Origin of the sequence: Pseudomonas sp. NFIX28 (genome assembly GCF_900107395.1) — a bacterium.
In the GTDB taxonomy this organism is placed as follows: Bacteria; Pseudomonadota; Gammaproteobacteria; order Pseudomonadales; family Pseudomonadaceae; genus Aquipseudomonas.
In genome coordinates, this window is the sequence record NZ_FNPW01000022.1 from 58,911 (window position 1) to 84,984 (window position 26,074).

At 64.6% G+C, this 26,074-nt stretch carries 24 protein-coding genes; 12 read left to right on the forward strand and 12 right to left on the reverse strand.

Going from position 1 to position 26,074, the window contains the following annotated elements:
- The first annotated feature begins 310 nt into the window (after positions 1-310).
- From BLV20_RS28770 to BLV20_RS28800, 7 genes are all read left to right on the forward strand, one after another.
- Entirely contained in the window at positions 311-1,552 is a 1,242-nt protein-coding gene (locus BLV20_RS28770) for an SfnB family sulfur acquisition oxidoreductase (RefSeq protein ID WP_092305755.1), read from the forward strand.
- A gap of 24 nt (positions 1,553-1,576) precedes the next feature.
- Positions 1,577-2,782 (forward strand): SfnB family sulfur acquisition oxidoreductase, encoded by a 1,206-nt coding sequence (locus BLV20_RS28775; RefSeq protein WP_092305756.1) that lies wholly within the window; start codon positions 1,577-1,579, stop codon positions 2,780-2,782.
- Positions 2,782-4,149, forward strand: a complete 1,368-nt coding sequence (locus tag BLV20_RS28780) for an LLM class flavin-dependent oxidoreductase (protein ID WP_092305757.1) — start codon at positions 2,782-2,784, stop codon at positions 4,147-4,149. Before BLV20_RS28775 ends, BLV20_RS28780 begins: the two co-directional genes overlap by 1 nt.
- A 125-nt stretch (positions 4,150-4,274) precedes the next feature.
- Entirely contained in the window at positions 4,275-5,084 is an 810-nt protein-coding gene (locus tag BLV20_RS28785) for a MetQ/NlpA family ABC transporter substrate-binding protein (RefSeq protein WP_092305758.1), read from the forward strand.
- 2 nt (positions 5,085-5,086) lie between these two features.
- A complete protein-coding gene (locus BLV20_RS28790; RefSeq protein WP_092305759.1) occupies positions 5,087-6,235 on the forward strand; it encodes a methionine ABC transporter ATP-binding protein in 1,149 nt (382 codons plus the stop codon).
- Positions 6,225-6,869, forward strand: coding sequence for a methionine ABC transporter permease (locus BLV20_RS28795; protein WP_092305760.1), 645 nt, complete (start codon positions 6,225-6,227; stop codon positions 6,867-6,869). The genes BLV20_RS28790 and BLV20_RS28795 overlap by 11 nt, the downstream gene beginning before the upstream one ends.
- Positions 6,870-7,064: 195 nt before the next feature.
- Positions 7,065-7,691, forward strand: a complete 627-nt coding sequence (locus tag BLV20_RS28800) for a class I SAM-dependent methyltransferase (RefSeq protein WP_092305761.1) — start codon at positions 7,065-7,067, stop codon at positions 7,689-7,691.
- A gap of 163 nt (positions 7,692-7,854) precedes the next feature.
- Here BLV20_RS28800 and BLV20_RS28805 read toward each other — a convergent pair whose 3' ends face one another.
- The 3 genes from BLV20_RS28805 to BLV20_RS28815 are packed head-to-tail and all read right to left on the reverse strand — an operon-like array spanning position 7,855 to position 13,078.
- Complete coding sequence (locus BLV20_RS28805) at positions 7,855-10,920, reverse strand: efflux RND transporter permease subunit (RefSeq protein WP_092305762.1); 3,066 nt, start codon at positions 10,918-10,920, stop codon at positions 7,855-7,857.
- Positions 10,917-11,987, reverse strand: a complete 1,071-nt coding sequence (locus BLV20_RS28810; RefSeq protein WP_092305763.1) for an efflux RND transporter periplasmic adaptor subunit — start codon at positions 11,985-11,987, stop codon at positions 10,917-10,919. The genes BLV20_RS28805 and BLV20_RS28810 overlap by 4 nt, the downstream gene beginning before the upstream one ends.
- Positions 11,984-13,078, reverse strand: a complete 1,095-nt coding sequence (locus BLV20_RS28815) for an efflux RND transporter periplasmic adaptor subunit (protein ID WP_092305764.1) — start codon at positions 13,076-13,078, stop codon at positions 11,984-11,986. The genes BLV20_RS28810 and BLV20_RS28815 overlap by 4 nt, the downstream gene beginning before the upstream one ends.
- 325 nt (positions 13,079-13,403) lie before the next feature.
- Between BLV20_RS28815 and BLV20_RS28820 the strand changes: the two genes are divergently transcribed.
- The gene (locus tag BLV20_RS28820; protein WP_092305765.1) at positions 13,404-14,600 is read left to right on the forward strand and encodes an AAA family ATPase; all 1,197 of its coding nucleotides are present in this window, start codon (positions 13,404-13,406) and stop codon (positions 14,598-14,600) included.
- Between the two features lie 208 nt (positions 14,601-14,808).
- Here the strand turns inward: BLV20_RS28820 and BLV20_RS28825 are convergent, their stop codons facing one another.
- From BLV20_RS28825 to BLV20_RS28865, 9 genes are all read right to left on the reverse strand, one after another.
- The gene (locus BLV20_RS28825) at positions 14,809-15,690 is read right to left on the reverse strand and encodes a transporter substrate-binding domain-containing protein (RefSeq protein ID WP_092305766.1); all 882 of its coding nucleotides are present in this window, start codon (positions 15,688-15,690) and stop codon (positions 14,809-14,811) included.
- Positions 15,687-16,469, reverse strand: a complete 783-nt coding sequence (locus BLV20_RS28830; RefSeq protein WP_092305767.1) for an amino acid ABC transporter ATP-binding protein — start codon at positions 16,467-16,469, stop codon at positions 15,687-15,689. The genes BLV20_RS28825 and BLV20_RS28830 overlap by 4 nt, the downstream gene beginning before the upstream one ends.
- Positions 16,466-17,125, reverse strand: coding sequence for an amino acid ABC transporter permease (locus BLV20_RS28835; RefSeq protein WP_092305768.1), 660 nt, complete (start codon positions 17,123-17,125; stop codon positions 16,466-16,468). The genes BLV20_RS28830 and BLV20_RS28835 overlap by 4 nt, the downstream gene beginning before the upstream one ends.
- Positions 17,106-17,771, reverse strand: coding sequence for an amino acid ABC transporter permease (locus tag BLV20_RS28840; RefSeq protein ID WP_092305769.1), 666 nt, complete (start codon positions 17,769-17,771; stop codon positions 17,106-17,108). The genes BLV20_RS28835 and BLV20_RS28840 overlap by 20 nt, the downstream gene beginning before the upstream one ends.
- Before the next feature lie 557 nt (positions 17,772-18,328).
- Positions 18,329-19,111 (reverse strand): MetQ/NlpA family ABC transporter substrate-binding protein, encoded by a 783-nt coding sequence (locus BLV20_RS28845; protein ID WP_092305770.1) that lies wholly within the window; start codon positions 19,109-19,111, stop codon positions 18,329-18,331.
- A 439-nt stretch (positions 19,112-19,550) separates the two neighbouring features.
- A complete protein-coding gene (locus tag BLV20_RS28850; protein WP_092305771.1) occupies positions 19,551-20,483 on the reverse strand; it encodes a sigma 54-interacting transcriptional regulator in 933 nt (310 codons plus the stop codon).
- A 57-nt stretch (positions 20,484-20,540) separates the two neighbouring features.
- Entirely contained in the window at positions 20,541-21,122 is a 582-nt protein-coding gene (locus BLV20_RS28855; RefSeq protein WP_092305772.1) for an alpha/beta hydrolase, read from the reverse strand.
- A 610-nt stretch (positions 21,123-21,732) separates the two neighbouring features.
- Positions 21,733-22,056, reverse strand: a complete 324-nt coding sequence (locus BLV20_RS28860) for a hypothetical protein (RefSeq protein WP_092305773.1) — start codon at positions 22,054-22,056, stop codon at positions 21,733-21,735.
- Positions 22,057-22,253: 197 nt separating this feature from the next.
- Complete coding sequence (locus tag BLV20_RS28865) at positions 22,254-23,111, reverse strand: LysR family transcriptional regulator (RefSeq protein WP_092305774.1); 858 nt, start codon at positions 23,109-23,111, stop codon at positions 22,254-22,256.
- Positions 23,112-23,220: 109 nt separating this feature from the next.
- Here BLV20_RS28865 and BLV20_RS28870 point away from each other — a divergent pair, with 109 nt between their 5' ends.
- The 4 genes from BLV20_RS28870 to tssD all read left to right on the forward strand — a co-directional run.
- Positions 23,221-23,877, forward strand: coding sequence for an ankyrin repeat domain-containing protein (locus tag BLV20_RS28870; protein ID WP_092305775.1), 657 nt, complete (start codon positions 23,221-23,223; stop codon positions 23,875-23,877).
- Between the two features lie 22 nt (positions 23,878-23,899).
- A complete protein-coding gene (locus BLV20_RS28875) occupies positions 23,900-24,361 on the forward strand; it encodes a nucleoside deaminase (RefSeq protein ID WP_092305776.1) in 462 nt (153 codons plus the stop codon).
- Positions 24,348-25,562 carry a CynX/NimT family MFS transporter gene (locus BLV20_RS28880; RefSeq protein ID WP_092305777.1) on the forward strand — a complete coding sequence of 405 codons (1,215 nt, stop codon included), beginning with the start codon at positions 24,348-24,350 and terminating at the stop codon, positions 25,560-25,562. Before BLV20_RS28875 ends, BLV20_RS28880 begins: the two co-directional genes overlap by 14 nt.
- Positions 25,563-25,877: 315 nt before the next feature.
- Positions 25,878-26,074: type VI secretion system tube protein TssD (gene tssD / locus BLV20_RS28885; protein WP_139192761.1), on the forward strand; the 197-nt coding region annotated here is incomplete at its 3' end.

Consider the following 26,074-nt stretch of genomic DNA (forward strand, 5'->3'; position numbering starts at 1 on the left):
TTTACGACGGCTGCGCCGCCGAGCGCAGGCTACGCCAGCGGCTACAAAAACCACACCCCGCCCCCGTAGCCGCTGCCGAGCCCGCGAGGCTGCGAAAAGGCCCGCAGGGCCTTCTATGTATATTCCTAAAAGTTAGTTTATTTAATTTTTATACACGCATAGGGTATATGCACCGGACCACCGGACATTCTTGAATCCGATTCGCCGCCCCGGCGCGGCATTTCCAAAGATGTGAGGTAGGTATGGTCCGGAACACAATCACCCCAGTGCAGATCGCCAGGGCATTGCGTGCAGCCAAGGAGTGGCGCTGATGTCCAGTCTGGCCGACGCAACTGTCCAGAGCGATCTGGATATCGCCCCCCTGTTGTTGCCCGCACGGGTTCTGCTCAACGACGCAGAAGCCCTTCAAGCCGCCCACGAATTGGCCACCGCTGCCCGCCAGCAGGCGGCCCGGCGTGACCAGCAGCGCAAGCTGCCATGGGCGCAGATCGAACAGTTCACCCGCAGTGGCCTGGGCAGTATTTCCATTCCCCGTGAGTACGGCGGCCCACAAGTGTCCTTCGTGACCCTGGCCGAAGTCTTCGCGATCATCTCCGCCGCCGACCCGGCCCTGGGGCAGATCCCGCAGAACCAGTTCGGCATTCTCAAGCTGATCCTCGGCAGCGCCACCGAACGCCAGAAAAAGCAGCTGTTCCAGAGCGTGCTGGAAGGCTGGCGCATCGGTAATGCCGGCCCGGAGCGCGGTAGCAAAAACACCCTGGAACTCAAGGCACGAATCACCGCCGACGGCGACGGCTACCTGCTCAATGGCCGCAAGTTCTACTCCACCGGCGCCCTGTTCGCCCACTGGGTGGCGGTCAAGGCGCTGAACGACGACGGCAAGCAGGTATTGGCTTTCGTCCGGCGCGGCACCCCGGGGCTGCGCATCGTCGACGACTGGTCGGGCTTCGGCCAGCGCACCACCGCCAGCGGCACCATCTTGCTCGACAACGTGCGGGTCGATGCCGACCTGGTGGTGGATAACTGGCGGATCAACGAGTCGCCGAATATCCAGGGCGCGGTCTCGCAGCTGATCCAGGCGGCCATCGACGCCGGCATCGCCCGCGCCGCCATCGACGACGCCATCGCCTTCGTGCGCGAGCGCTCGCGGCCGTGGATCGACGCCAACGTCGAGCGGGCCAGCGACGACCTGTATGTGATCGCCGACATCGGCAAGCTGAAAATCGAACTGCACGCCGCCGAGGCCCTGCTGCGCAAGGCCGGCCAGGTGCTGGACCAGGTCAGCGCCGCGCCGATCAGCGCCGAGTCCGCGGCCCGCGCCTCGATCGCCGTGGCCGAAGCCAAGGTGCTGACCACCGAGATCTCCCTGCTGGCCAGCGAAAAGCTCTTCGAGCTGGCCGGCAGCCGCGCCACCCTCGCCGAATTCAACCTCGACCGGCACTGGCGCAACGCCCGGGTCCACACCCTGCACGACCCGGTGCGCTGGAAATACCACGCGGTCGGCGCCTATCACCTGAACGGCACTTTGCCGGCTCGCCATTCCTGGATTTAAGCGACCAGATCTCTGGAGAAACACATGATTCTTTCTCAACACGTCGCGGTCATAACCAGCGATGAGCAAGCCTTGGTGGTCGCCAGCGACCTGGCCGAAGATTTCAAGCGCGACAGCGCCCTGCGCGACCGCGAGCGCCGCCTGCCCCACCCCGAACTCGAAGCCTTTTCCCGCTCCGGCCTGTGGGGCATCAGCGTGCCCAGGGCATACGGCGGCGCCGGTGTGTCCAACGTCACCCTGGCCAGGGTCATCGCCCTGATCGCCCAGGCCGACGGCTCCCTGGGGCAGATCCCGCAGAACCATTTCTATGCCCTTGAGGTGCTGCGGGTGAACGGCAGCGCGGCGCAGAAAAAACGCCTGTACGCCGAGGCCCTGGCCGGCCAGCGCTTCGGCAATGCCCTGGCCGAGCTGGGCACCAGGACCGCCCACGACCGCACCACTCGCCTGACCCGCGACGTGCAGCAAGGGCGCGACGGCTATCGCATCAACGGTCGCAAGTTCTACTCCACCGGCGCCATCTACGCCCAGCGCATCCCCACCTCGGTGGTGGACGAACAGGGCGTGCAGCAACTGGCCTTCGTCCCGGCGGACAGCCAGGGGCTGACGGTGATCGATGACTGGAGCGGCTTCGGCCAGCGCACCACCGGCAGCGGCTCGGTGGTGTTCGAGGACGTGTTCGTCGCCGCCGAGGACGTGCTGCCCTTCCAAAGCGCCTTCGAGCGTCCGACGACCGTCGGCCCGCTGGCACAGATTCTCCACGCCGCCATCGACACCGGCATCGCCCGCGCCGCCTACGAAGACGCCCTGCACTTCGTGCGCACCAAGACCCGGCCGTGGATCGACTCCGGCCACGACAAGGCCACCGACGACCCGCTGACCCTCAAGAGCTTCGGCCACCTGAGCATTCGCCTGCACGCCACCGAGGCACTGCTGGAACGCGCCGGGGAATTCCTCGACGCCGCCCAGGCCGAGCCCAACGCCGAGACCGTGGCCGCCGCTTCCATCGCGGTGGCCGAAGCCCGCGCCATCAGCACCGAGATTTCCCTGGCCGCCGGCAGCACCCTGTTCGAGTTGGCGGGCAGCCAGGCGACCCTGGCCGAACACGGCCTCGACCGCCACTGGCGCAACGCCCGGGTGCACACCCTGCACGACCCGGTGCGCTGGAAGTACCACGCGGTGGGCAATTACTACCTCAACCAGACGAACCCGCCACTGCGGGGGACCATCTGATGAGCACTCCGGACAGGGGCAAGAAAAAGATCTTGCTCAACGCCTTCAACATGAACTGCATCGGGCATATCAACCATGGCCTGTGGACCCATCCGCGGGACAATTCGAGCCAGTACAAGAACGTCGAATACTGGACCGAACTGGCCCGGCTATTGGAGCGTGGGCTGTTCGACGGGCTGTTTATCGCCGACATCGTCGGGGTCTACGACGTCTACCAGAACTCGCTGGACGTGACGCTCAAGGAGTCGATCCAGTTGCCGGTCAACGACCCGCTGCTGCTGGTCTCGGCCATGGCCGCGGTGACCCGCAACCTCGGTTTCGGCCTCACCGCCAACCTCACCTACGAGCCGCCGTACCTGTTCGCCCGGCGCATGTCGACGCTGGACCACCTGAGCCGCGGCCGCGTCGGCTGGAACATCGTCACCGGCTACCTCGACAGCGCCGCCAAGGCCATGGGTCTCAAGCAACAGGCCGAGCACGACCGGCGCTACGACCAGGCCGACGAATACCTGGAGGTGCTCTACAAACTTTGGGAAGGCAGTTGGGAAAACGACGCGGTGATCAACGACCGCGAGCAGCGGATCTACGCCCGGCCGGAGAAGGTGCACAAGGTCGAGCACCAGGGCGAGTTCTACCAGGTCGAGGGTTATCACCTGTGCGAGCCCTCGCCGCAGCGCACGCCGGTGCTGTTCCAAGCCGGCAGTTCGGATCGCGGCCTGCTGTTCGCCGGGCGCCATGCCGAGTGCGTGTTCATCAGCGGGCAGGACAAACCCTCGACCCAGGCCCAGGTGGACAAGGTCCGTGCCAGCGCCGTGGCGGCCGGGCGCAATCCCGAGGACATCAAGGTGTTCATGGGGCTCAACGTGATAGTCGCCGCGACCGAGGAGCTGGCCTGGAAGAAACACGCCGAGTACCGCAGCCACGCCAGCGCCGAAGCCGGGGTGGCGCATTTCTCGGCGTCCACCGCCATCGACTTTTCCCGGTACGAGATCGACGAGCCGATCCAGTACGTGAAGAGCAACGCCATCCAGTCGGCCACCAAAAACCTGCAGAACAACGACTGGACCCGGCGCAAGCTGCTCGACCAGCACGCCCTGGGCGGGCGCTACATCACGGTGGTCGGCTCGCCGCAACAGGTGGCCGACGAGCTCGAATCCTGGATCGCCGAAACCGGCCTGGACGGCTTCAACCTGACCCGCATCGTCACCCCGGAAAGTTATGTCGACTTCATCGACCTGGTGATCCCCGAGCTGCAACGCCGTGGCTCGTACAAGACCGCCTACGACAACGGCACCCTGCGCGAAAAGCTGTTCCGGCGCGAGGCGCAATTACCCGAGCAACACGCTGGAGCGGCTTACCGCCGTTGAAGCATCGCGGGCAAGCCTCGCTCCTACGGAAGAAGAATGCATATGCCCGCGTAGGAGCGAGGCTTGCCCGCGATGAGGCCGCCCCAAACACCCAAAAACTTCATGCACTGACTGGAAACGACACCATGAAAACCAAGCTCCTGACCGCCCCAGTCAAAGCACTGGCCCTCGCCCTCGGACTGTTCGCCAACGCGGTATTCGCCGCCGACGCGCCACTGAAGGTCGGCACCACTGCCGCCTTCGCCATCCCCCTGGAGGCTGCCGTCGAGGAGGCCGATAAACAGGGCCTGAAAGTCGAGCTGGTGGAGTTCTCCGACTGGATCGCGCCGAACGTCAGCCTGGCCGCCGGCGACATCGACGTGAATTACTTCCAGCACATCCCGTTCCTGGAAAACGCCAAGACCGCCGCCGGTTTCGACCTGGTGCCGTTCGCCCCGGGGATCATCAACAACGTCGGCCTGTACTCGAAAAAATACAAAAGCTTCGACGAGCTGCCCAACGGCGCCACCGTGGCCATCGCCAACGATCCGATCAACAGCGGCCGCGGCTTGCAGCTGCTGGCCAAGGCCGGCCTGATCGGCCTCAAGCCAGGGGTCGGCTACAAGGCCACCGAGGACGACATCGTCGCCAATCCCAAGCAACTGAAGATCCTCCAGGTCGAGGCCGTGCAGCTGGTGCGCGCCTATGACGACGCCGACCTGGTGCAGGGCTACCCGGCCTACATCCGCCTGGCCAAGACCTTCGATGCCGGCTCGGCGCTGCTGTTCGACGGCCTCGATCACAAGGAATACGTGATCCAGTTCGTGATCCAGCCCAAGAGCAAGGCCGACCCGCGACTGATCAAGTTCGTCGACATCTACCAGCATTCGCCGGCTGTGCGCGCCGCCCTGGATCAAGCCCATGGCAAGCTCTACCAAGCCGGCTGGGAAGGTTGAACATGAGCGTCGCCTATCTTGCGCACACGCCGTCCGGGCAGCCCGGACACCCTCTGCAAAGCGCCCAGCAGGCCGAGCTGCACCCGGAGCTGAACCGCGCCCATGTGCGGTTCATCGGCCTGACCAAGACCTACCAGGGCCAGCAGGGCCCGGTGCACGCCCTGCACGCCATCGACCTGGCGATCCAGCACGGCGAGGTGTTCGGCATCATCGGCCGCAGCGGCGCCGGCAAGTCGTCGCTGATCCGCACCATCAACCGCCTGGAGCAACCGTCGGGCGGCCGAGTGCTGATCGACCAGGTGGACATCGGCGACTTCGACGAAAACCGCCTGGTGGAGCTGCGCCGGCGCATCGGCATGATCTTCCAGCACTTCAACCTGATGTCGGCCAAGACCGTGTGGCAGAACGTCGAGCTGCCGCTGAAGGTGGCCGGCGTGCCCAGGGAACAGCGCGAGCGCAAGGTCCGCGAACTGCTGGAGCTGGTGGGCCTGAAGGACAAGCACCAGGCCTACCCGGCGCAGCTCTCGGGCGGGCAGAAACAGCGGGTGGGCATCGCTCGGGCGCTGGTGCACGACCCGGCGATCCTGCTGTGCGACGAGGCCACCTCGGCGCTGGACCCGGAGACCACCCAGTCGATCCTCGGCCTGCTCAAACAGATCAACCAGCGCCTGGGCCTGACCATTGTCCTGATCACCCACGAGATGGCGGTGATCCGCGATATCTGCGACCGGGTGGTGGTGCTCGAGCACGGGCGTATCGTCGAGCAGGGACCGGTCTGGGAAGTGTTCGGCAACCCGCAGCACGAAGTCAGCAAGACCCTGCTGGCGCCCTTGCAGCACGACGTACCGCAGGAGCTGCAACACCGCCTGCAGGCCCGGCCGCAGTCTGCGGACGCGGCGCTGGTATTGCGCCTGTGGTTCACCGGCAGGAGCAGCGACGAGCCGGACCTGGCCGCGCTGTTCAACACCCTGGGTGGGCGCGTGCGCTTGCTGCACGGCGGCGTGGAACGGATCCAGGGGCATGCCCTGGGGCAATTGCTGCTGGCGGTCAGCGGCTCGTCCCTGGACGCCGAGGAGCAACGCCTGCGCGCGCAGCACTTTTTGCACAAGCAATGGACACAACAGGTGGAGGTGCTCGGTTATGTGGTTTGATCGCTTGCTCCAGGGCGTTATCGATACCTTCCTGATGGTCGGCGTGTCGTCGCTGATCGCCTTGCTCGCGGGCATTCCGCTGGCGGTGATCCTGGTCACCAGCGGCAAGGGCGGGATCTATGAGGCACCCAGGCTGAACCGCGTGCTGGGGGCCTTCGTCAACCTGTTCCGCTCGATCCCGTTCCTGATCCTGATGGTCGCGCTGATCCCCTTCACCCGGCTGATCGTCGGCACCACGTATGGCGTCTGGGCCGCGGTGGTGCCGCTGACCATCGCCGCCACGCCGTTCTTCGCGCGGATCGCCGAGGTCAGCCTGCGCGAGGTCGACCACGGCCTGATCGAAGCCGCCCAGGCCATGGGCTGCCGGCGCTGGCATATCGTCCGGCATGTGCTGCTGCCCGAGGCGCTGCCGGGTATCGTCGGCGGCTTCACCATCACCCTGGTGACCATGATCAATTCCTCGGCCATGGCCGGGGCCATCGGCGCCGGCGGCCTGGGGGACATCGCCTATCGCTACGGTTACCAGCGTTTCGACAGCCAGGTGATGCTCACGGTGATCGTGCTGCTGGTGATCCTGGTGGCGGCCATCCAGCTGGGCGGCGACCGCCTGGCGCGGGCGCTCAACAAGCGTTGAGAAACGCCACCTTCGTTGTGACGAATAACCTGTAGCCGCTGCCGCAGGCTGCGATAAGGCCCGAAGGGCCTTCGGCGCTCTCAAGAGCACGGCCGCTTCGCAGCCGATCGCAGCCTTCGGCAGCGGCTACAGGACGGTTTCGGCCGGGAGCATGGGGTATATTCAGCCTCATATCCCCAGCCAACGAATCCCGCCATGAAACTCGCTCCCGACGACCTCGACCAGATCACTTCCACCACCCTCGGCCACTACAACCAGGTAGCCGAAGATTTCCGCGAAGGCACTCGCGACCACGATGTCAGCCAGAACATCGACGCGCTGCTGCGGCATATCCAGGGCGCGGCGCCCTTCACCCTGCTGGACTTCGGCTGCGGCCCCGGCCGCGATTTGCAGGCCTTCACCCGCCTGGGCCATATCGCCATCGGCCTCGACGGCTCCGAGCGTTTTGCGCAGATGGCCCGGGACGACAGCGGCTGCGAGGTCTGGCAGCAGGACTTCCTCAAGCTCGAGCTGCCGGCCGAACGTTTCGACGGGATTTTCGCCAACGCCGTGCTGTTTCACATTCCCTCGCAGGAGCTGCCACGGGTGCTGCGCCAGCTGCACGCCACGCTCAAACCCGGCGGCGTGCTGTTCAGCTCCAACCCGCGCGGCGATAACCACGAAGGCTGGAATGGCACGCGTTACGGCGCCTACCACGACCTGGCGGCGTGGCAGCAATTGCTCACGGCGGCGGGGTTTGTCGAGCTGGAGCATTACTACCGGCCAGCCGGTTTGCCGCGCGAGCAGCAGCCGTGGCTGGCGAGTGTCTGGCGCAAGGTTTGAGCGGTTTGCCGGATAGACCGTAGCGCCTGGTTCGCGGGCAAGCCTCGCTCCTACCGGGTATTCCAACGTAGGAGCGAGGCTTGCCCGCGATAGCGTCCTCTTGGGCCCGCTCCTACGGGGTATTGCAGCGTAGGAGCGAGGCTTGCCCGCGAAAAGCGCCCTGTCAGGCCGCCTCTTCCTTCGGCTCCTGGATCTTGTACCAGGCCACATACAGCGCCGGCAGGAACAGCAGCGTCAGCAAGGTGGCGACGATGATGCCGCCGATCATGGCATAGGCCATCGGCCCCCAGAACACTTCCCGGGCAATCGGGATCATGCCCAGGCTGGCCGCCGCGGCGGTCAGCAGGATCGGCCGGCGCCGGTGCTCTGTGGCTTGCACCACCGCATCCCAGGGTGAATACCCGGCGTGCTCGAACTCATCGATCTGGGTCACCAGGATCACCGAGTTGCGGATGATGATGCCGATCAGCGCGAGAATCCCCAGGATCGCCACAAAGCCCATGGGCGTGCCCGTCGGCACCAGGGCCAGGACCACGCCGATCAGCCCCAGGGGCGCGACGCTGGCCACCAGGAACAGCTTCTGCACGCTGTGCAGCTGGATCATCAGGAAAGTCGCCATGAGGAACAGCATCAACGGCACCACCTTGGCGATCGGCCCCTGGGCCTTGCCGCTCTCCTCCACCGTACCGCCGGTGGCCACCGAGTAACCGACCGGCAGGCCGGCGGCGAACTTGTCGATCTGAGGCTTGAGCTGCTTGACCAGGTCGGTCGGCTGGATCTCGTCGCGCACCGCCGCCTTGATGGTGATGGTCGGCTTGCGATCGCGCCGCCACACCAGCGGCTGCTCCAGTTCGTAGCGCACGGTGGCGAAGGCCAGCAACGGAATCGAGGTGCCGTTGGGGCTGACGATCTGCAGGTTCTGCAGGGTTTCCGGGGAGCCGCGCTCGCTGTCGTCGGCCCGGCCGACCACGTTGATCAGGTAGATATCGTCATTCACCTGGGTCACGGTGGAACCGCTGACAATGCTGTTCATCAGCTGCGCCACGTCCTCCGAGGACAGCCCCAGCTGGCGCACCTTGTCCTGGGCGATGTCGATGCGCAGGACCTTGCCCGGCTCGTTCCAGTCGTAAATGATCTCGCCGATGTGCGAGTTCTTGTCCAGTTCGGTGGCCAGCTCGATGGCGTGCTTGCGCACCTGGTCGATGTCCTTGCCGCTGACCCGGTACTGGATCGGGCGCCCCACCGGCGGGCCCATTTCCAGGGCCTGCACGTAGCTGCCGATGCCGACGAAGTCGTCGCGCAGGCGTTTTTTCAGGCGTTGGGTCAGCGCCTCGCGCGACTCCAGGCCCTTGCTGACGATCACCAGCTGCGCGTAATAGGGGTTCTGCAGTTGCTGGTCCAGCGGCAGGTAGAAACGGATCGCGCCTTCGCCGATGTAAGTGCTCCAGCGCAGGATGTCCGGGTCGTCCTTGAGGGTCGCTTCCAGGCGATCCACCGCCAGGCGGGTCTCGGCGATCGAGGCGTTCTGCGGCAGGTTGAGGTCGACGAGAATTTCCGGGCGGTCCGAGGACGGGAAGAACTGGTTCTGCACGAAACCCATGCCAAACACCGACAGCACGAACATCAGGACCGTGATGCCAATCGCCCACCAGCGGTTGCGCATGGCCCACAGCAGGCCCGCGTTGAAGGTGCGGCCGATGCGCCCCGGCTCTTCGGAATGCGGCTTCACATTGGTGCTGAGGATATGTACGCCAATCACCGGGGCGAACAGCACGGCGACTATCCACGACACCAGCATGGCCACGGCGATCACCGCGAACAGGGTGAAGGTGTATTCGCCAGCGGAACTGGCGTTGAGGCCGATGGGCACGAAGCCGGCGACCGTCACCAGGGTCCCGGTGAGCATCGGGAAGGCCGTGGAGGTGTAGGCAAAGGTCGCCGCCTGCTCCTTGCTCTCGCCCATTTCCAGGCGCGTGACCATCATTTCCACGGTGATCATCGCGTCGTCCACCAGCAGGCCCAGGGCGATGATCAGCGCGCCGAGGGAAATCCGCTGCATGGTGATGCCGCTGTACTCCATGAACACGAAGACCATCGCCAGCACCAGCGGAATCGAGCAGGCCACCACCAGCCCGGCGCGCATGCCCAGGCTGACGAAACTCACCACCAGCACGATCACCACCGCCTCGAACAGCGCGCTGGTAAAGCCGCCGACGGCCTCTTCCACCACCTCGGCCTGGTCCGACACCTTGTGCACGCCGACGCCCACCGGCAGGTCGGCGGTGAGCTGGTCCATCTTGGCGTGCAGGGCCTGGCCGAAGTCCTGGATGTTGCCGCCCTTCTTCATGGCGATCGCCAGGCCGATGGCCGGCTGGCCGTTGAAGCGGAACTGCGGCGTCGAAGGGTCGACGTAGCCGCGGCTGATCTCGGCGATGTCCGCCAGGCGATAGAAGCGGTCATTGAGCCGCAGGTTGACCGTGGCCAGGTCTTTCTCGGAAGCGAACTGCCCCGAAGTGCGCACGGAAATCCGCTCCGGCCCGGCCTCGATCACCCCCGCCGGGGTCACCGCGTTCTGCGATTGCAGGCTTTGCAGGACCTGGCGCTGGTCGATGCCCAGCGCCGCCAGCTTGCGGGTGGAGAAGTTCAGGTAAATGACTTCGTCCTGCTCGCCGACCATTTCCACCTTGCCCAGGTTCGGCACTTCGCGAAGCTCGGCGCGCACCTGCTCCACGTAGTCGCGCAGTTGGCGCATGCTCAGGCCATCGGCGGTAAAGGCGTAGACCGAGCCGTACACATCGCCGAACTCGTCGTTGAAGCCCGGCCCTTGCAGGCCCTGGGGGAAGTCGCCGCGAATGTCGTTGATCTTCTTGCGCACCTGGTACCAGATCTCGGGGATGTCCTTGGCACTGGTGGTGTCGCGCAGGTAGACGAATACCGTCGACTCGCCGGGGCGGGTGTAGCTTTTCACGTAGTCGAGGGAGTCCAGCTCTTCGAGCTTTTTCTCGATGCGGTCGGTGACCTGCTTGAGGGTTTCTTCCTGGGTCGCGCCCGGCCAGCGGCTCTGGATGACCATGGTCTTGATGGTAAAGGACGGGTCTTCCTCACGCCCCAGGTTCAGGTAGGAAAACACGCCCATCAGCAGCGCGACGAACATCAGGTACCAGACGAACGACTGATGCTTGATGGCCCACTCGGATAGGTTGAAGCTGCCTTTCGTGGCGGGGGTCATCGTGCACTGTCCTCGTCGATTTTGACTTTCTGCCCCGGTTTGAGGCTGTTCACGCCGGCGCTCACCACCCGCTCGCCGATTTTTACCCCGCTGCCGATCAGCACCGAATCATGGTCGCGGCTGACCACTGTGACCGCGCGCGGCGCCACGGTGTGGGTCTGCGGGTCGACGACCCAGACCCGGGTCTGGCCGTCCACCTCCTGCAGGGCCGACAGCGGCACATCGGTACGCGGCACGATGGCGGAGCTGAGGGTCACGCTGATGGCCGTGCCAAGGCGGAACGACTCGGGGGTTTCGGTCAGGGTCAGGCGCGAGCGCCGGGTGCGGGTGGCGCTCTGCGCCTGGGGTTCGATCTCACGCACGATGGCGGTGGTGTTGACGCTCGGGTCCAGCTGCAAGGCGACCTTGAACACCACGTCGGCCGGCAACTGGTCCACCAGCCCCGCCGGCAGGTCGATCACCGCTTCCTTGATATCCGGACGGGCCAGGGTCACCACTTGCTGGCCGGCGCTGACCACCTGGCCGGCCTCGGCATTCCAGGCGGTGACCACGCCGCCGTGATCGGTGCGCAGTTCGCTGTAGGCGAGCTGGTCGCGGGCCTGGCGGAGCGCGGCCCGGGCCTGGTCCAGCGAAGCGCGGGTGGTCTTCAGGTCGGTCTGGGCGATGTCCAGCTGCGCCTGGGCGCCGACGCCACGGTCGAACAGCTGCTGCTGGCGCCGGGCATTGGCCTGGGCATTGATCCATTGCGCCTCGACCCGGGCCAGGTCGCCCTGGGCGGAACGCAGCTGGTTCTGCTGGTCGGTGGGGTCGAGGGTGGCGAGCAATGCGCCCTTGCCCACCTCGGCGCCGACATCGACGTTGCGGTTGGCGATGCGCCCCGGAATGCGGAAACCCAACTGGGTTTCATAGCGGGCCTGGATGCTCCCGGCGAAGCGCCCGAGGCTTTCCTCGGACTCGGCGCGCACCTCGATCGACAACACCGGGCGCACCGGCTCGGGCGCCGGTTGTTCCTCGGTACAGGCGGCCAGCAACAGGCCGGCGCACAACAGCAGGGACAGGCGCTTCATGGCTGGGCTCCTTGCGCACCGGGCCCGGCGACGATCTCGACGAGCGCCCCCGGGTGCAGCAACTGGCCGCCGGCGATCACTACCTTTTCACCGCCCTTGAGGCCGTCGCTGATGATGACCTTGCCGGTCTGGTAACGTCCCACCGTGACCGGATGCAGCGTGACCTTGCCGTCCTCGCCCACCAGCCACACGGCCGGCTCGCTGAGCTTCTTGGTCAGCGCCGCCCAGGGCAGCTCGACACTGGCCTGGCCTGCCGCATGGGCGCTGGCGCTGACCACCGAGCCCAGGTCCATGCCCGCCGGCAGGCCGTCGAGGGCCACCTTGACCTGCACCGTGCCGCTCTGCGCGGACACCACCGGGGTCACTTCACGGACCCTGCCGGTGGTCTTGATATTCGGGTTGTCCAGCAGGCTGACGGTGATCACGCCGTCGTCCGGCGGGGCCACCAGCAGCGACTCGTAGACGTTGAATACGGCGTCGCGCTCACCGTCGCGGGCCAGGCTGTAAATCGGCACCGTGGCCTGCACCACCTGGCCGACCTCGGCCTGGCGAGCGGTGATCACGCCCGGCGCATCGGCAATCAGCGCGGTGTAGCTCAGTTGTTCGCGGGCGTTGGCCAGTTGCGCCTGCGCGGCGCTCAGGGCGCTCTGGCTGCTGCGCAACGCCGCCTGGGCGGCATCGTATTCGCTCTGGCTGGTGTAGCCCTTGGGCAGGAGTTTCTGCTGGCGGACGAAGGCCGCGCTGGCCTGCTTGACCCGCGCCTGCTCGGCGAACACCGAGGCGGCGGCGGAGTCGACATTGGTCTGCAGGTCTTTCGGATCGAGCCGGGCCAGCACCTGCCTGGCCGTGACCCGGTCGCCGACGTCGACCAGGCGCTGGATGATCTTGCCGCCGACGCGGAACGACAACTCGGTCTGCACCCGCGCCTGGACATCGCCGGTGAGGGTCACCTGCGCGGCGAAATCGCGGGTCTGCACCTGCTGCACGCGCACCCGCGGCCGGTCCTTTTCGCTCGGTTTCTCGGCCCCACAGCCGCTGAGTAGCGCAGCCAGCGTCAAACCCACTATCCACTTCGATTCGAGACCAGCCATGCAGGCTCCTTTGCGTGATGCTGTGTACAGGTGTCGTTACGACTGTGAGCTTAGAACAGGGTTCCACCGCTGCACGCGGGGGACGAAACAAATGCGTGGCGCGGGTTGGACGGGTCATACCGCCTGCCCGTGGGGCTGATGGCGGGCACCTTCGCCGCGACAAAAATGCCGGTGTAGCCGCTGCCGCAGGCGGCGACCGATCGCGAAGCGCGCGTGTTTTCAAGGTCGCAGAACGGCCCCTGGGCGTTTTTCCACAGCCTGCGCAGCGGCTACCAAATCGGCACCGATCAGGCACACTGCGCCTCCATGCACAAGGAGCCCCGGCATGCTCAAGACCCTGGCAGTGGCCAATTACCGCTCGATCAACAAACTGGTGATTCCGTTGCAGCGGCTGAACCTGATCACCGGCCCCAACGGCAGCGGCAAGTCCAACCTCTACAAGGCCCTGCGCCTGCTGGCGGAAACCGCCCAGGGCGGGGTGGTCAACGCCCTGGCCAGCGAAGGCGGCCTGGAATCGACGTTCTGGGCCGGGCCGGAACAGATCAGCCGGCGCATGAGCCGTGGCGAGGTGGCGATCCAGGGTGGCCCACGCAAAACCGCCAAGCGCTTGCAGCTGGGCTTTGCCGGCGAAGACTTCGGTTATTCGATCGGCCTGGGGCTGCCCGATTCCAGCGGGCATTTCATGCTGCCGGGGCACAGCACACCGATTCCATCGCGCTTCACCCTCGACCCGCGGATCAAGCGCGAGAGCATTTGGAGCGGGCCGGTGTATCGCCCGGCCAGCGTGCTGGTGGATCGCCAGGGGCCGATGGTGCGCGCGCGCGAGGGGCGGCAGTGGGAAGTGCTGGCGCAGCACACCTCCAGCGGCGACAGCCTGTTCGATCAGGTCGGCAACCTGCGCTCCTCGCCCGAGGTCCTGCATTTGCGCGAGCAGATTCGCGGCTGGCGTTTTTACGACCATTTCCGTACCGACAGCCAGGCCCCGGCGCGCCGGCCGCAGCTGGGCACGCGCACGCCGGTGCTGCACCACGACGGCCGCGACCTGGCGGCGGCGTTGCAAACCATTATCGAGGTGGGCGACCAGCAGGCGCTGCGCGAGACCATCAGCGACGCCTTTCCTGGCTCGCGGCTGGAGATCGACGCGGTGCCGGGCGGGCTGTTCGGCGTGCAGTTCTATCAGGACGGTTTGCTGCGGTCGCTGTCGGCAGCGGAACTGTCAGACGGCACCCTGCGCTACTTGCTGCTGGTCGCCGCCCTGCTGACGCCGCGGCCACCGACGCTGATGGTGCTCAACGAACCGGAAACCAGCCTGCACCCGGACCTGCTGCCGGCCTTGGCGCGCCTGATTATCCGCGCCTCGCAGCAGTGCCAGGTGTGGGTGGTGTCCCATGCCAGCCGGTTGATCGCGGCGTTGCAGCAAGACCCGCAATGCAACGCGATCGTGCTGGAGAAAAATTTCGGCCAGACCGAAATCGTCGGCCAGGGCATGCTCGATGAGCCGGCGTGGCATTGGCCGGATTGAGCGGCCTCAAAAATATTGCGGGCAAGAACCAGGCGTCCCCCCTGCTCCTACGGGGTGCAATGCTTGCCGGCATGGTCGCATGCAATCCCTGTAGCCGCTGCCGCAGGCTGCGATAGGTCCGAAGGACCTCGGCGACCTTGAAACCGCTGCGACCGTTCCGGTCGATCGCAGCCTGCGGCAGCGGCTACAGGGGCTCAGGCACAGACTGTCACCCCTGCCACTTGCCGCCCTCGACAATCACGCTTTCAGGCGGGGTGTCGTCGCTCAGTTCCTTGCGCACGTATTGGTCGTAGAGCTTGAGCAGGTATTTGTCCTCGCCCAGCTTGGCCAGCTCGGCGTTGACCCAGTCACGCAGCTCGATATTGCCCTTCTTCACCGCCGGGGCGATCGGCGCCTGCTCCCCCAGGGTCTGGGGCAGCACGCGGTAACCCGGGTTCTGCTTGGACCAGCTGAACAGGATCAGGTTGTCCTGGGCATAGGCATCGCCGCGACCGCTGGCCAGGGCTTGCAGCGACTCGGAGTTCTTCTCGAACTTCAGCAGTTTCCAGTCCGGATGGTTCCTGGTCAGCCAGATATCGGCGGTGGTGCCGGTGGTGACGATGGTGGTGCGGCTCGCCAGGTCGTCGAGCTTTTTCACGTCGCTGCCGTCAGGCACCAGGGCTTGCACCGCGACCTTGAGGTTGGGGTTGGTGAACTCCACCGCTTCCTTGCGCTCGGGGGTGACGGTCATGTTGGCGAGGATCAGGTCGACCTTGTCGCTCTGCAGGAATGGAATGCGGCTGGCCGGTTCCACCGCTACGAACTCCACCTTGTTCTCGTCGCCCAGCAGGTCCTTGGCGAATTGCCGGCCGATATCGGTATCGAAACCCACGTAACGGCCGGTCTCGTCGACGAAACCGAACGGCGGCTTGTCGGTGAACACGCCGACGATCAGCTTGTCGCGGGCCTTGATCTTGTCCAGGTAGCCGGCCGCCGGGGCCGTGCTGGCGCTGGCCGCGGGCTTGGGCGCCTCAGCGGATTTATCGCAGCCGGCCAGCAGGGCGAGGCCGAACAGCGGGAGTAGCAGTAGCGAAGACTTGGCAGTTTTCATAAGAGCTCCAGTTCCTTTGTAGGTGCTTTTTTGGGCAGTGCTTCAACGAAGGAGAATTTCTCCAGGAACTGCTGCGCTCGTGCGGTCCGCGGGTTCGTAAAGAAGGTCTCGGGAGGTTGCTGCTCGAGGATGCGCCCGGCATCCATGAACACAATGCGGTCGGCCACCGCGCGGGCGAAGGCCATTTCGTGGGTGACGATCAGCAGGGTCATGCCGTCCCGGGCCAGGCCCTGGATCACTTGCAGCACTTCCTTGACCATCTCCGGGTCCAGCGCCGCGGTGACCTCGTCGAACAGCATCACCTGCGGGTTCATGCACAGCGAACGGACGATGGCGATGCGTTGCTGCTGGCCGCCGGAGAGCTGGCGCGGAAAGGCATCGCGCTTGTCCAGAAGGCCCACCCGTTCCAGCAGCGCCTCGGCCTGGGCACGGGCTTCGCGGCGGTCGCGTTTCTGCACCTTGAGCGGGCCGAGCAAGATGTTGTCGAGCACGCTCATGTGCGGGAACAGGTGGTAGCTCTGGAACACCATGCCGATGTCCTGGCGCACCTGGCGCCAGTCGGTGGCCGGGCCCAGCAGTTCGCGGCCGGCGAAGCGCAGGTGGCCGCCGTGGGCTTTTTCCAGGCCGTTGAGGCAGCGCAGCAAGGTGGACTTGCCGCAGCCGCTGGGGCCGAGAACCACCACCACTTCGCCCTGGGCGACTTTGAGGTCGATGTCCTTGAGCACCTGCTGCTCGCCGAAGAACTTGTTGAAACCCTGGAACTCGATCAATGCGCTCATGCTTGCGTCCAGCGCCGCTCCAGCACGCGCGAGGCGGCCGACAGCGGGTAGCAGATAAAGAAGAAAAACAGGAACAGGGCGCCGTAGATCAGCACCGACTCGTAGGTGCGCTCGATGATCTGCTGGCCGACCTTGATCACGTCCACCACGCCGATCAGCACCGCCAGCGAGCTGGTCTTGATGATCCGCGTGTAGACGTTGATGGTCGGCGGCGTCATGCGTTTCAGCGCCTGGGGCAGCAGCACGTAGCCGTACAGCTGCGGGTCGGACAGGCCGATCGACAGCCCCGCCTCGCGCTGGCCACGGGGCAGCGAATGCAGGGCGCCGCGCACCACCTCGCCGACTTCGCTGGCGCCCCACAGCGACAGCACCAGCACCGCGCAGGTGAAGCTGGGAATGCTGATGCCGAAGAAAATCGGCAAACCGAAGAACAGCAGGTACAGCCAGACCAGCACCGGAATCGCCCGGAACAGTTCCAGGTAGATGCGCAACACCGCATTCAGCCATTTGCGCTCGAGGGTCCGCAGCACGCCGTAGAGCACGCCGCCGAGGGTGCCGAAGGCGATGCTCAGCAGGGAAATCGACAGCGTCTGCGCAGCGCCCTTGCCCAGTTGCGGCAAGGACACCCAGAGCAACTCAAGACCCGAACTGGCCATGCTGCAGCCTCCTTTCCAGACGGCTGAGCAACAGCGACAACGGCAGGAACAGCAGCACGCAGATCAGCGTGAGCACGGCGAGCATTTCGTAGGTCTTGTAGTAGAGGGCGATGTAGCTCTTGGTGGTGTAGAGAATCTCCGGCACCGCCACCGCCGAGACCACGGTGGTTTCCTTGAGCAGGAAGATGAAGTTGGCGAACAGCGACGGCAGGCTGAGGATCCCCGCCTGCGGCAGGATCACATAGCGCAGCAGCTGCCAGTGCGACAGGCCGATGGAGCGGCCCGATTCCAGCTGGGCCGCCGGCACCGCCTCGACACCGGCGCGCAGCACTTCGGTGAGGTAGGCGCCGCCGAGAAAGGTCATGGTGATGATCGCCGCGGCGAAGCCGGAAATCTTCAGCCCCAGCGCCGGCAGGGCGAAGTAGACGAAGAACAGTTGGATCAGCAGCGGGGTATTGCGCGCCAGCTCCACATACAGCCCGACCAGGCGCCGCAGGTAGGGGGTGCGGAACACCAGGACGGTGGCGTTGATCAGGGCCACCAGCAGCGAGGTGGCGATGGCGATCAGGCCGACCTGCAAGGTCACGCCCACGGCCTTGAGGAAGGCCGGCAGCGTGCTGAGAATAAAGGCGTAGTCGAGGGTCATGGCAATCCTGGACGCCGCTGGGTAAAGCGGCGGTGACGCAGTCCATTTGGGCGGTGGGTAACCATCCGGCAGGCATCGACTTTATAGCTATAAAAACAATAATTTAAATACCGTTAAAGCATATTGATATCACCCAAAAAACTAACTCGCGGGTTTGCCATGCAGGCGTTGGCCGGCTACTTTTTGTGACGCCGATGGGGATCTTTTTTAAGTCGCTCCCCTCCAAGGAACGGATAACCGGCACCGACTCCACCACGCCTGAAACAAGGACGATAAAAACAATGACCGACCTCGATACCCCGCAGCCCCTCGATCCACAGGACATCGTCAAATGGCTGAAGGCCTTGCGCCGGGCCATGAATACCGCCTTTATGTAGGAGCGGGCCTGCGATGGCCTCCCTGCTGGTACACCGCAGCGCCTGGATCGCGAGCAAGCTTCGCTCCTACGCAAGGGCTGGCATATATCGCTGTTAACGCGGGCAATAAAAAACGCCGATGCTGTAGAAGCCATCGGCGCTTAAACCTTGAAGGGGTTTGTACAACTTAAGCGTAGCCCATCAGAACGCCGGCAATACCGCGCCGCTATATTTCTTCGCGATGAATTCTTTCACTTCCGGGCTGGTCAGGGCCTTGGCCAGTTTCTGGATGGCGGCGCTGTCCTTGTTGTCCGGACGCGATACCAGGAAGTTCACGTAAGGCGAGTCGGCACCCTCGATCACCAGCGCGTCCTTGGCCGGGTTCAGGCCGGCTTCCAGGGCGTAGTTGGTGTTGATCATGTCCAGGTCGACCTGGTCCAGCACGCGCGGCAGCAGGGCCGACTCCAACTCCTTGAACTTGAAGTTGTGCGGGTTCTTGGCGATGTCTTTCGGCGTGGCCAGGGCGTTTTTCGGGTCCTTGAGCTCGATCAGGCCGGCCTTCTGCAGCAGGATCAGGGCGCGGCCGCTGTTGCTGCCTTCGTTCGGAATGGCAATGGTCGCGCCATCTTTCAGCTCGGCCAGGGTTTTGACTTTCTTCGAATAGCCGCCGAAAGGTTCGACGTGCACGCCGATCACGGTCACCAGGTTAGTGCCTTTGCCTTCATTGAAGCTCTTGAGGTACGGCAGGGTCTGGAAGTAGTTGGCGTCCAGGCGCTTCTGGTCGACCTGCACGTTGGGCTGCACGTAGTCGGTGAAGACTTTGATTTCCAGGTCCACGCCTTCCTTGGCCAGGGTCGGTTTGATCAGCTCGAGGATCTCGGCGTGCGGCACCGGCGTGGCCGCCACCACCAGTTTCTCGCCAGCCTGGGCCAGGCCGGCAGTCAGGGCAGCCGCCAGTGCGGTGAACAACAGAACCTTTTTCATGCAGTGTCCTTATGAGTCGTCAGTGACGACGGCTTAAATGAAGGTGCCAGCGAAGTGCTATCTCTGGCGTGGAGCGGACAATACCGGGATTTTTTATTCCTTAACAATATCTTTTATTCACTTTGATATTCCATTTTGTTCATACAGGAGCGGACCGCTCTAGCCCGCATCTGAGGCGCTGTGCATGCCCCTGTAGCCGCTGCCGCAGGCTGCGATCGAGCGCGCAGCGCTCGCCAGGTTCTCAGGCGTTTTCAAAGGGATGGCGAGTCGTATGGACGGCCGCTGCGCAGCCGATCGCAGCCTGCGGCAGCGGCTACAGAAAGCAGCACGTTGCACGACTCAGGAATGGAGCATGGACGGCCGCTGCGCAGCCGATCGCAGCCTGCGGCAGCGGCTACAGAAAGCAGCCCGCTGCACGAATCAGGAATGGGAGGGGACTTCAGATCACACCATGTTGCTTGAGCAGGTGTTGCAGCGCCTGCAACTCGGCGGCGGAGCCGTCCGCGATCAGCCCCTTCAGCTGCTGGTCCACCAGCTCCAGCCGGGACAGCTGCGGCGGCAGGTTCAGGTGTTCCGGCAATATTTCCTCGCCGCTGCTGACCAGCAGCGCGAAGTGAATGATGTTCTCCAGCTCGCGGGTGTTGCCCGGCCAGCTGTGCTGTTCCAGCACCCGCTGGGCGGCTTCGCTGATCAGCGGTACCGGCAGGTCCAGGCGCTGGCTATAGATGCCGAGGAAATACTCGGCCAACGGCAGAATGTCGCCGACCCGTTCGCGCAGCGCCGGCAGCTCCAGATGCCCTTCGCCGAGGTAGCGATACAGCCGCTCATGGAACTTGCCCGCGGCCACCGCCTGGGCCAGGTCGATGCTGGTGGCCGCCACCAGGCGCACATCCACCGGGCTCGGCTGCTGGGCGCCGACGCGGATCACCTCATGGGTTTCCAGGGCCGAGAGCAGCTTGATCTGGATCGGCAACGGCAAGTCGCCGATCTCGTCCAGGTACAGGGTGCCGCCGTTGGCCGAACCGAACCAGCCGGCGCGGCTACTGGCCGAACCGCTGAAGGTGCCGGCGGCGTAGCCGAACAATTCGGCGTCGGCATAGGTCGGGCTGATCGCCCCGCAGTTGACCGACACGAACAGCCCGCTGCGGTCGCTGGCACGGTGGATATGCCGGGCCAGCAGCTCCTTGCCGCTGCCGGTTTCACCGCGGATCAACACCGAGATTGAGCGCGGCGCCAGCTGTTCCAGCTCCTGGCGCAGCTGTCGCGAGCGCGGATCGACGAATACCAGCGCCTTGGCGCGGATGCTCAATGGGCTTTTTTCAGCATCGGGAAAGGTCAGCAGCGGCTGGCCGAAAGACTCATGCGAACTCATGGCAGACTCCCGCCCCATTCCGCTGGCAGGCGGGGGCGTTTAGCAAAAAAAAGACAATCAGGCGCGGCGCAGGGAATGCTGTTCCATGCGGTTTTGCAGGCGATACAGATAAGCGAAGCCCTGCTCCCAGCGCTGGTGGCCGGACTTGACGTTGATATGCCCGGCACCGGCCAGGATCCCCGCTTCGGCGCCCCAGTTGCGGGCCAGTTCCAGGGCACGCGGCGCACTGATGGCGCTGTCGTTGTCGGAGCTGACAATCTGGCTCGGGAAGGGCAACAGGTCGCTGGGGATCGGCGCGAAATTGCGCAGCGCCGGCGCACAGGTCGGCCGCTCGACATCCGCCGGCGCCACCAGCAGCGCCCCGCGCACCTGGCGCAAGGCGCTGACCGGCGCATGGGCGGCCCAGTGCGCAACGGTGATGCAGCCCAGGCTGTGGGCGATCAGGATCACCGGCGTGCTGTCGGCGGCAATCGCCTCGGCCAGCGCCGCGACCCAGTCTTCGCGCCGCGGCGTCAGCCAGTCGGCCTGTTCCACCCGCGCACTGTTCGGCAGGCTGTTCTGCCAGTGGCTTTGCCAATGATTTTCTGGCGATCCTTGCCAGCCCGGCACAATCAGGTAGCGAATTGATTCGTTGCGCATGGGGAGCTCTCCTGCGTGTCTGTTCCGGGTCGAGTATAGGGACGTGGGTTATATTCGTTAAGGAATAAGAAGCTATTTATTAATACCCATAAAGAATATCAAGACCCACCTGTACCGATGCTGTACGGACGCCGGCTCGCGCTGGCGTTTCGTCGGATAAACCGCGGTGTCTGCTTCGCGGGCAAGCCTCGCTCCTACGTGAAATGCGTGCGGTGAATCCGTGGGGCGAAGCTTGCTCGCGATGGCGTCTTGCCTGACGAACCGCGGTGCCTGCTTCGCGGGCGAGCCTCGCTCCTACGTGAAATGCGTGTGGTGAATCCGTAGGAGCGAAGCTTGCTCGCGATGGCGTTTTGCCTGGCAAACCGCGGTGTCTGCTTCGCGGGCGAGCCTCGCTCCTACGTGAAATGCGTGTGGTGAATTCGTTGCTCGCGTCCTGCCCGATACATGCTTTAAGGCATTTAATGTATTTACCAAAGATATTAATAACGTTATTGAAAGATGAAGAAATCAAAAAATATCTGGAAGTTATTTAAATACAAAAAATACTTCTATAAAAAACGGCTCGATCGCTAAATCGAGCCGTTATTCATACAACCGTTAGTCCTCCAGATTACTGCTTGAGGAATTCGCCGCTCAGGCCGACCACGTCACCGCTGAAGTTCGTGCGTCCGCCGGAGGCTCGCAGCCGCGCGTAGTTGTGATCCGGCGAAAACAGTGCCCAGGCCTGGTAGCCATAGCCATCGTTGTAGGCGGAAATGCTGATGATGGTGGGCTGGCCGGTGCTGTTCTGGAAGTGATAGTGGCCGGTAACGCTGTACTTCACACCTGCCTGGGTGAGCTCGCCGCTGAAGGAACCATTGGAATCGTTACCGTCGGTCACGACCAGCCTGGCGTCAGCGTTGGAGTTTACGTAAGTTCCATTAATGCTCGACATAATGCGGTTTCCTTATGCTGTTGAAGTCTCTTCCAATGAAAGCGAGTTCCGTCTTGAAACTCACGAGAAGCAGCATGGTCGGCAATTGAAAGTCTGTCCACGGCAAATAACGATGAAATCGCTATATGGATAATTAATTTAAACCATAACTTACAACCCAACTAACGGTAGTTATATCCAATCGAAATCAGGCCGGTTCAAACCCTCATTGCCTGGCTTTCGCACAACTCCAGCAATTGGTTTTCCAAAGCCTTGCCAGCCCGGCTCAAACCGCCACGGCCATACAACGCCAGGCGCACGCCCTGGATATCTGGTAAGCCGCTGGCGGCATCGAGCACGCGATGCCCGGCGGCCACCACCCGCACCGGCAGCAGGCTGATGCCCAGCCCTGCCGCCACCGCCGAGCAGACGCTGGCCAGGCTGGCGCTGGAATAACCGATGCGCCAACGCCAGCCGCCGACTTCGAGGTGGTGCAGCATTTCATGGCGATACAGCCCACCCACCGGGAACGCCACCAGCGGCAACGGATCGCGGCCGAAAGCCGGGGTGGCGCGGCTGTCGACCCAACACAGCGGCTCCGGCCACGACGCCAGGCAGTCGTCGCTGGCGCCCATCTGCTTGACCAGCAACAAGTCGAATTCGCCGCGTCGATAAAGCCGGGTCAATTCCGGCCCCAGCCCACTGGTGACCTCCAGGCGCACACCGGGATGGTCCTGGCCGAAGCGCGACAACAGCGGCATCAACCGCTCGGCGGCAAAGTCTTCCGGCACCCCGAGACGCAGCACGCCTTCGCTCTGTTGATGCAGCAAGACGTCGCTGGCCTCTTCGTTCAAGGCCAGGATGCGCCGCGCATAACCCAGCAGGCGTTCGCCCTCGGCGGTGGCCACCACCCGGCGCTGGTCGCGGTCGAGCAGCTTGCAGTCCAGGCTCTCTTCCAACCGGCGTACCTGCTGGCTGACCGTGGACTGGGTGAGGTGCAGGCGCTCGGCGGCGCGGGTGAAATTGGCGCAATCGACGACGGCGACAAAACTGCGCAGCAACACGGGATCGAACATAGCAGCACCATTGCAAATGCCACTGATTGGCATGGTTATATTTAATTTCAGAATACCTCAGGGCCTGACCATACTCGCCGTTCATTTACCGCACCGGGAGCTGGGCGCCATGCGTTACCTGTCTTGCAAGCACGTGGTTCTGGCGGTGGGTCTGTTCGCGGGGGTGGCGATGGCAAACGACAAGGCGCTGCTCGAGGCGGTCCGCGACGGGCAACTGCCCAAGGTCCAGGCACTGATCAGCCAAGGCGCGAACCTCAACGTGCGCGACTCGGATGGCAGCAGCCCGTTGCTGCTGGCCACCGCCGCCAACCAGGTCGAAATCGCCCGTGCGCTGATCGAGGCCGGGGCCGACGTCAACCAGAAGAACCTGATCCACGACAGCCCTTACCTGCTGGCCGGCGCCAGCGGGCGCAATGCGATCCTGCAGCTGACCCTGGCCCACGGCGCCGACCTGAAAAGCACCAACCGCTACGGCGGCACCGCGCTGATCCCGGCTTGCGAGCGTGGGCATGTCGACACCGTGCGCCTGTTGATCAAGGCCGGTGTCGACCTCGACCACGTCAATCGCCTGGGCTGGACCTGCCTGATGGAAGCCATAGTGCTGGCCGACGGCGGCCCGGCGCATCAACAGATCGTCGCTCAGTTGATCGCCGCCGGCGCCAACCTGAACCTGCCGGACAACGAAGGCCTGAGCCCTCTGCAACAGGCGGAAAAACGCGGCCAGCACGCCATCGTCAAACTGCTGCGGGACGCCGGCGCGTCCTGACTTGCGCCACCAAGGAGCGCCCATGAACAACGATCAGGATTACCTGCAACGCGCCGTCGAACTGGCCCGGCAAAACGTCGCCGCCGGCGGCCGGCCGTTTGGCGCGGTGCTGGTGCGCGACGGCCAGGTGCTGGCCGAGACGGTCAACCAGATCCACCTGACCCAAGACCCCACCGCCCACGCCGAGCTGTTGGCCATCCGGGTCGCCAGTCAGCAGCTCGGGCCACACCTGGATGGCTGCGTGATCTATGCCAGCGGCCAACCCTGCCCCATGTGTTTGAGCGCCATGTACCTGTGCGGCGTGGCGCGCGCGGTATATGCCGCGGACAACGCCAGCGCCGCGCCCTTCGGCTTGTCCACGGCGGCGATCTACGAACAACTGGCCCTGCCCCTGGCGGCCCAGCGCCTGCCGGTGCAACACCTGCCGCAAGCGGCGATGCACGAGATCTACCGCGACTGGCAGGCCCGCCATGCCGCTCGCTGAGTCGCACCTGCGCCGCCTCGGCGGCTGGGCCTTGCTGATCGCCCTGGGGCTCAATCTGCGGCCGATCCTCAGTTCCATCAGCCCGCTGCTGATGGAGATCCGCGCTGCCACCGGCATGAGTTTCCAGAACAGCGCCTGGCTCACCAGCCTGCCGGTGGTTTGCATGGGCCTGGTGGCGCTGCTCGGGGTGCGCCTGGAGGCGCGCCTGGGCGAACGGCGCGGCGTGGCCCTGGGCCTGGCGCTGATCGTTGCCGCCTGCCTGGCGCGATGGCTCTGCGACCAGGCCGGCGCGCTGCTCGCCACGGCCCTGCTCGGCGGTGCCGGCGTGGCCTTGATCCAGGCGCTGGTGCCGGCGTTGATCAAGCGCCAGTTCCAGCCGCGGGTGGCCTTGGCCATGGGTATTTATTCGGCCTCGCTGATGGGCGGTGGCGGCCTCGCGGCGCTGCTCAGCCCGCAGGTCGCCACGCACTTTGCCCATTGGCAGGCCGGGCTGGGCGTGTGGCTGCTGCCGGCGCTGGCGGCCCTGCTGCTGTGGTGGCTGCTGCCTTTCGCCGGGCCGGGACAGCGCCTCCACGCGCCCTCCACCAGCCTGTGGCGCAACCGTCGGGCCTGGTTGCTGGCGCTGTACTTTGGCCTGGTCAATTGCGGCTACATGAGCATGGTCGCCTGGCTGCCGGCCTATTACCTGCAACTGGGCTGGAGCGCGACCCAGAGCGGCTCGCTGCTGGCGTTCATGACTATCTTCCAGGTCATCGCCGCGCTGTTGATGCCGGCCCTGGCGCAACGCCGGAGCGACCGCCGGCCATTGCTCGCCATCAGCCTCGGCGCCCAGGCCCTGGGCTTCAGCGGCCTGGTGCTGTGGCCGCTGCAGGCTCCGCACCTGTGGGTGGCGCTGATCGGCTTCGGCCTCGGCGCCTGTTTCGCCCTGAGCCTGATCCTTACCCTCGATCACCGTCGCGATCCCCGGGAGGCCGGGCAACTGGCGGCCTTCGTGCAAGGGGTGGGTTTTTTGATCAATGCCGTGTCGCCGTGGATGACCGGCTGGCTGCGCCAGCTCACCGGCAGCTTCGACAGTGCCTGGTGGGTACTGATCCTCACCGTGCTGGCCATGCTGGTGGTGACCCGGGTATTCAGCCCCTCCAGCTACCGGGAGCCACAGCTGGCGACTACGCCACCGCAACCGGCATCGGTGACGCCGTGATGATCAAGGCCTATGGCCACTATGCGCAACTTCTTGCGCACTCATCTGTGGATAACTCTGTGAACAGTTATCCAAAGGCTAGATAAACCGGGGCTTACAGCCAAGTGCGCAACTTCTTGCACAGCACTGCGCAAGAAGTTGCGCACTTTCAACCGTCTTCGGGCTGGAAATACCGTCGGCGATGCCTGAAAACGCCGGAACTTCTTGTTCCATAAGGCGCTTTCAACTCCTGGCATGCTCCTTGATAACAGTCAGGCACCCAACCGGGCAATTCGTCCCACCGGGCACCTTTATTTTTTAGCAAGGAGAGCATCCATGGCTACACCAGCGTATATGTCCATCACCGGCACCAAACAAGGCCTGATCACCGCCGGTGCCTTCACCGCTGACTCCGTTGGCAACACCTACCAGGAAGGCCACGAAGACCAGGTCATGGTTCAGGGCTTCCAGCACGAAGTGATCATCCCGCGTGACCCGCAGTCCGGCCAGCCAACCGGCCAGCGCGTGCACAA